This is a genomic window from Microbacterium sp. P2_F9 (assembly GCF_056403635.1).
In genome coordinates, this window is record NZ_JBFUFC010000237.1 from 1 (window position 1) to 5,063 (window position 5,063).

Below are 5,063 nucleotides of genomic sequence, written 5' to 3' on the forward strand. Positions count from 1 at the left end.
CCCATCGCGAGCGCGCCGACGGACAGGAGCAGGGCGGAGGGCACCTTGAGTCCGGTGGCGTCGTCGATCGGTGCGACGACGCACCCGATCGCCGCGAGCAGGGCGCCGACGATGACGAGCCAGGTGCGCGGATCGTTCGGCACCGCGATGATGCTCGGTGCGATCGCCGTCGCGAGGCCGAGAAGCCAAACGATCCGCTCCCCACCGGGCCACGCCTCACCGGCGCGGGCGCGCCGCCACATGGCGAGGGTCGCGCCACCGAGCAGCGCCGCGGCGACCGGCAGGCTGACCAGTTCCACTGTGTCTGCGACGCCCGACGTCAGTGACCCGGCCGCCGCGACGACCGCGCCGGCGAGCGCGGTCCACCGCGTGGCCGCACCGAGCGGCACACGGTGCCACGCCGCGGCTGCGATGTGCAGGGCGCCCGTGATGGCGAGCGCGATGGCGACGACGAGCGGMTCGTCGAGCGAGGGGATGATCGCCAACGCGGCGAGCCCCAGCGCGATGGCCGGCACGCCGATGGCGAACCCGCCTTCGGCGGAGATCGAAGGAGTGACAGGTTCCGTCGCTGCCGTCCCGCTCGGCGCGGCCAGCACGGCCGCCACACCGGGCGGGTTCGCGGCCGGTGCGGCGATGCGCACKGGGGCGTCGCGCAGAAAGCCGAAGGCGGAGACGTAGGCGACCCCGACGAGAAGGAGCAGCCACGCCGTGCCCGCCGGTTCGGTGACTGCTCGCCCCACCGCGACCAGCGCGATCGAGACCAGCGCGACGATCGCCCCCATGAGCGCAGGGAACCGCACCCGGCGGGCGGGAGTCCAGGCGAGGGCGAGGGTGATGGCGGCGGCCACGACCGCGACGACGGTGCCGCGCACGGGCGACGGGACGGGGACGTCCGTCCAGGGGCGGAACACCGAGTCCTCGAGGGACACGAGGGCGGGAACCACGAGCCCGAGAACAAACGACAGGATGACCGCGATCGTCGCCTCGACCTGTCGCCGCAGCCACACCAGGGCGACCGCGAACAGGAGCAGTCCGACGGCCGGAGGCAGGACGTACGCTTCGATCTCGAACGTCGACGACGAGCCGTCGAGCCACAGCCAGAGCGCCAGGGTCGCCGCCGCGAACGCCGGCCAGGCGAACAGCCGACGAGGAGCCGCGGCCAGTGCGACACCGGTCGCGCGCGTCTCCGGAACGCGGCCGGATGCCTCGGTGACGGGACCTGCCCAGCCGCGCGTGATGGATGCCGCGGCGAATCCGAGCGCGGCCACCGCCAGGATGGCCCAGCGGAACTCGTCCAGCACCAGCACGAGCGCGAAGGTCGCAGTGACGAGAGCGCCGAGGTCGGACGCACGCCGGACGAGCACTTCGTAAGCGGGCGGCACAGCGGGCGCGGAGGACACCACGGCCGCGGCATCCGTCGCAGTGTTCTCGACCACCGGGGTCTGCACCGCCGCGTCGTCGGCCGCCGGTTCGGTCGCATCGATCGCCGGAGCGGCACGATACGCGCGGGCCGGAGTGAGAGCGCCCAGCCAGACCACGACGGCCGCGGCACCTGCCGCGGCGAGTCCGCTCCAGCGCGGGTCGGACACGCTGAAGCTCTCCAGGACCGCGATCGCGGCGGATGCCGTGACGGGGGCGAGCAGCGCGGCAGCGCCGAGCCCGGTGGCCTCGAGTCCTGGTCCGGCGTCGACGCGGGTCCGCCGCAGCGCGACAGCGGCGAGCAGGATCAGCAGCAGGATCGACCGGGCGATCCCGGCGTAGGGCTCGCCGATCACCGTCGAGACGGACGGTGCGAGGGTCKACGGGGTGAGGAGGGCGAAGAGCCCGATGAACTCGAGCAGGTAGGACGACACCGCGAGGGCGCGCCCGCTTGCCGTGTCGAGGCGGATCAAGGCCGCGCCGGCGAGCGTCGCGAGCGCGACCCACTGCAGCAGAACGAGCCCCGCGCGCGCATCGATCGCGACGCCGAACACCGGCGCGAGCGCCGTGGGCGCGATCAGCGCGGAGACGGCGGCGACCCCGACCGGAGCCAGGGCGAGCAGCACGGCCCCGACCGCCTGCGGTCGCACGAAGAGGCGAGCGATGATCGGCACGGCGATGGCCACGGCCACGCCGATCGCCCACAGCCACGGCATCGCGAACCCGCCGAGGTAGGCGGTGAGAGCCCCGATGGCGGCGGTGGCACCCCAGCCGCCGGGGCGTGCCCCGCGTGCGAGGGCGACGATCGCGACCGCGGCGACCACCACTCCCGTGCCCACGATCAGGATCGGGATGCCGGTGCCGACGACGCCGACGATCGCGATGACCGCGGCCCCGACCGGCACGGCATCGCGCAGACCCGACCGACGCAGAGTGGGTGCGAAGAACAGCAGCACCGCGGTGACGACCGCGGCGATGGCCGCGTAGAGGTCCGCCAGCGGGTCGAACGCGATGGCGGGCGCCGTGAAGACCTCGGTGTGCCATAGCGTCCATCCGCCGCCGATGGTGTGCTGCGCACGGAGGGAGGCGATCAGCACGATCGCAGCCACGCTGATTCCGGCGACGACCGCGGCGGCGATGCGGGCGGCGAGGATCCGCTGCCCACGCGGGTGCCAGCGGTCGAGCGCCACGGCGACGGCGACGGCGACGACCGTGCCGATCAGCAGGTTGTGCGACGGGGTCATGCTCCACAGCGCGAGCTGCCACCCGAGCGAAGCGCCGATCGCGCCGGCGATCGCCTGAGCGACGCCGGCGAGTACGCGAGCGGCTGGCAGGGATTCGACCCCCTCGCGGGTGCGCAGCGTCACCGCATAGGCGACCCCGAGCACGATCACGACGCCCGCGATCGTGTACTGCAGCGCCAGCGACTCGAGGCCGGTGAAGAGCATGACGGCGCTGGCCAGGAGCGCTGCCATGCCGATCACGGCCAGAGCCGTGCGCTCCAGGACGGAGTCCGAACCGGATCGGGCGGCGGACAGCGGCGCCGGGAGTGCGTGTGCGAGCCCGGCGACCGCGGTGCCGAGGAACCCGACCGCGATGGCGCCGGTCGGCTCGAGCGGGACGAGCCCGGCCGCCAGCAGGCCGACGCCGGTCGGCAGGGCGAGCGTTGCCGCGAGGTCTGGACCCCGGAGCTTCGAGATCACAGCCCACAGGCGGCAGATGACGCCGATGGTGAGCGCTGCGGCGCCGGCGTAGACGGCCGGCTCCATCGCGCCGGCGCCGAAGAGGTCGTTCGCGCGCACCGCCCAGCCGTCGAGCCCGAGCAGGATGATGCCGATCGCGGCGATCGCCTCGGCCGTCGCCCGCAGCGAGAAGCGCCGCAGCACCGACGCCCCGATCATCGTGGCGAGCGTCACCCCGCCGATGATCAGCGACTTGACCCCGATGTCCGCGAGGTACCACGCGTACACGAGGAAGAAGATCGCCGCGACGCCGACGAGCGAGACGCCCACGATGAGCAGCAGCACCGGCACCGTGAGGCGACGTCGGCGCTCGGGAGCGACTGACGCGGCAGGAGCGGAGAAGGCGGGTGGCGGCGGCTCGGTCGGCGCCGCCGGCGTGCCCGACACGGCCTCGGGGGAGGACGAAACCGACGTGTCCACCGCGACCGGGACCGAAGCGACGGCCACGGGCTCCGGGATGTCGATCACCGCGGCGGCACCGGCCGAAGCCACAGCCGGTGCGGAGGGCTGCAACTGCGCTTGCGGGGCATCCAACCGCTCACGCCACCACGCGGCCACGGGAACCGCGCCCGCCTCCGCCACCAGAGCGGCCCGCGCCGCCTCTGCGGCCCGCGCGGCCTCGGCGGCGTGCGCCACCCGGATCTTGTCGATCAGCTGCTGTCGCTCGAGCTCAAGCAGGCGCATCTTCCGCCCGAGCTCGAGAACCTCGTTCGCCCGCGGATCCGCGAGCTCGAGGCCGCAGTGCGGGCACGTCGTCCTGACGAGCTGACTGAAGCACGAGGGACACAGCCTCGTGTCGGCGAGCACGTAAGGAAATCCCGGCCAGATCGCCGGCTCATCTGGATCTGCCACGATGCAACTCCCCAAAGTCGCGGTGACTCATGATGCCACCCTGCGATGCCGCCGTCGAGGATATCCACAGGCCGACTTTCGCCGCCCGAGCGCTCGTCGCCGTCGGGGACGAGGCATCCGTCCGTGCTAAACTGACTGTTTGTCTGCGCGCACTCCTGCACGCAGTACGTGTTTCGTTTCACTTCGTGTGTCCAACGACCGGTGTTCCGGGCGTCGGCGACGTGTGTCTCGAGACGCAGACAAGGGATCTTGGGTGGGGCCGTCCGGCCTCACGGTATTAAGGAGACATCACTATGGCAGCAGTGTGCCAGGTGACTGGAGCAATTCCCGGCTTCGGTCACAGCATCTCGCACTCGCACCGCCGGACGAAGCGCCGCTTCGACCCGAACGTGCAGAAGAAGACCTACTACGTCGCCTCGCTCGGTCGTAAGGTCACCCTGAACGTGTCCGCAAAGGGCATCAAGGTGATCGACGTGCGCGGTATCGAGTCGGTTGTGAAGGACCTGATCGCGAAGGGTGTGAAGCTCTGATGGCCAAGAAGGCTCAGGACGTCCGTCCGATCATCAAGCTGCGTTCGACCGCCGGCACGGGGTACACCTACGTGACGCGCAAGAACCGCCGCAACAACCCCGACCGCATCGTGCTCAAGAAGTACGACCCGGTGATCCGCAAGCACGTCGAATTCCGAGAGGAGCGCTGATCCAATGGCTAAGAAGAGCAAGATCGCGCGCAACGAGCAGCGCAAGGTCGTCGTCGAGCGCTACGCCGCGAAGCGCGCCGAGCTGAAGAAGGCGCTCGTGTCGCCGGATTCCACCGACGAGCAGCGTGAAGCGGCCCGCATCGGCCTGCAGAAGCTGCCCAAGAACGCTTCGCCGGTTCGCCTGCGCAGCCGCGACGTCATCGACGGCCGCCCCCGCGGTGTCCTCACGAAGTTCGGCATCTCGCGTGTCCGCTTCCGTGACATGGCACACCGTGGCGAGCTGCCCGGCGTGACCAAGTCGAGCTGGTAAGCAACCGCACAGCATCAGGAAGGCCCGGAGTCCATAGGAC

At 71.5% G+C, this 5,063-nt stretch carries 3 protein-coding genes and 1 pseudogene; 3 read left to right on the forward strand and 1 reads right to left on the reverse strand.

The window, feature by feature from the left end:
• Positions 1-4,013, reverse strand: a pseudogene (locus AC1DVT_RS17795) (hypothetical protein); the annotation flags it as partial.
• Between the two features lie 293 nt (positions 4,014-4,306).
• On the opposite strand from AC1DVT_RS17795, the gene rpmB reads away from it, so the two are divergent.
• Genes rpmB through rpsN form a run of 3 tightly spaced genes read left to right on the forward strand, consistent with a single transcriptional unit; the run spans position 4,307 to position 5,023 of the window.
• Positions 4,307-4,543 carry a 50S ribosomal protein L28 gene (rpmB, locus tag AC1DVT_RS17800; protein WP_457099695.1) on the forward strand — a complete coding sequence of 79 codons (237 nt, stop codon included), beginning with the start codon at positions 4,307-4,309 and terminating at the stop codon, positions 4,541-4,543.
• Entirely contained in the window at positions 4,543-4,713 is a 171-nt protein-coding gene (gene rpmG, locus AC1DVT_RS17805) for a 50S ribosomal protein L33 (RefSeq protein WP_005051772.1), read from the forward strand. Before rpmB ends, rpmG begins: the two co-directional genes overlap by 1 nt.
• A 4-nt stretch (positions 4,714-4,717) precedes the next feature.
• Positions 4,718-5,023, forward strand: a complete 306-nt coding sequence (rpsN, locus tag AC1DVT_RS17810) for a 30S ribosomal protein S14 (protein WP_457099694.1) — start codon at positions 4,718-4,720, stop codon at positions 5,021-5,023.
• The last annotated feature ends 40 nt before the right edge of the window (positions 5,024-5,063 follow it).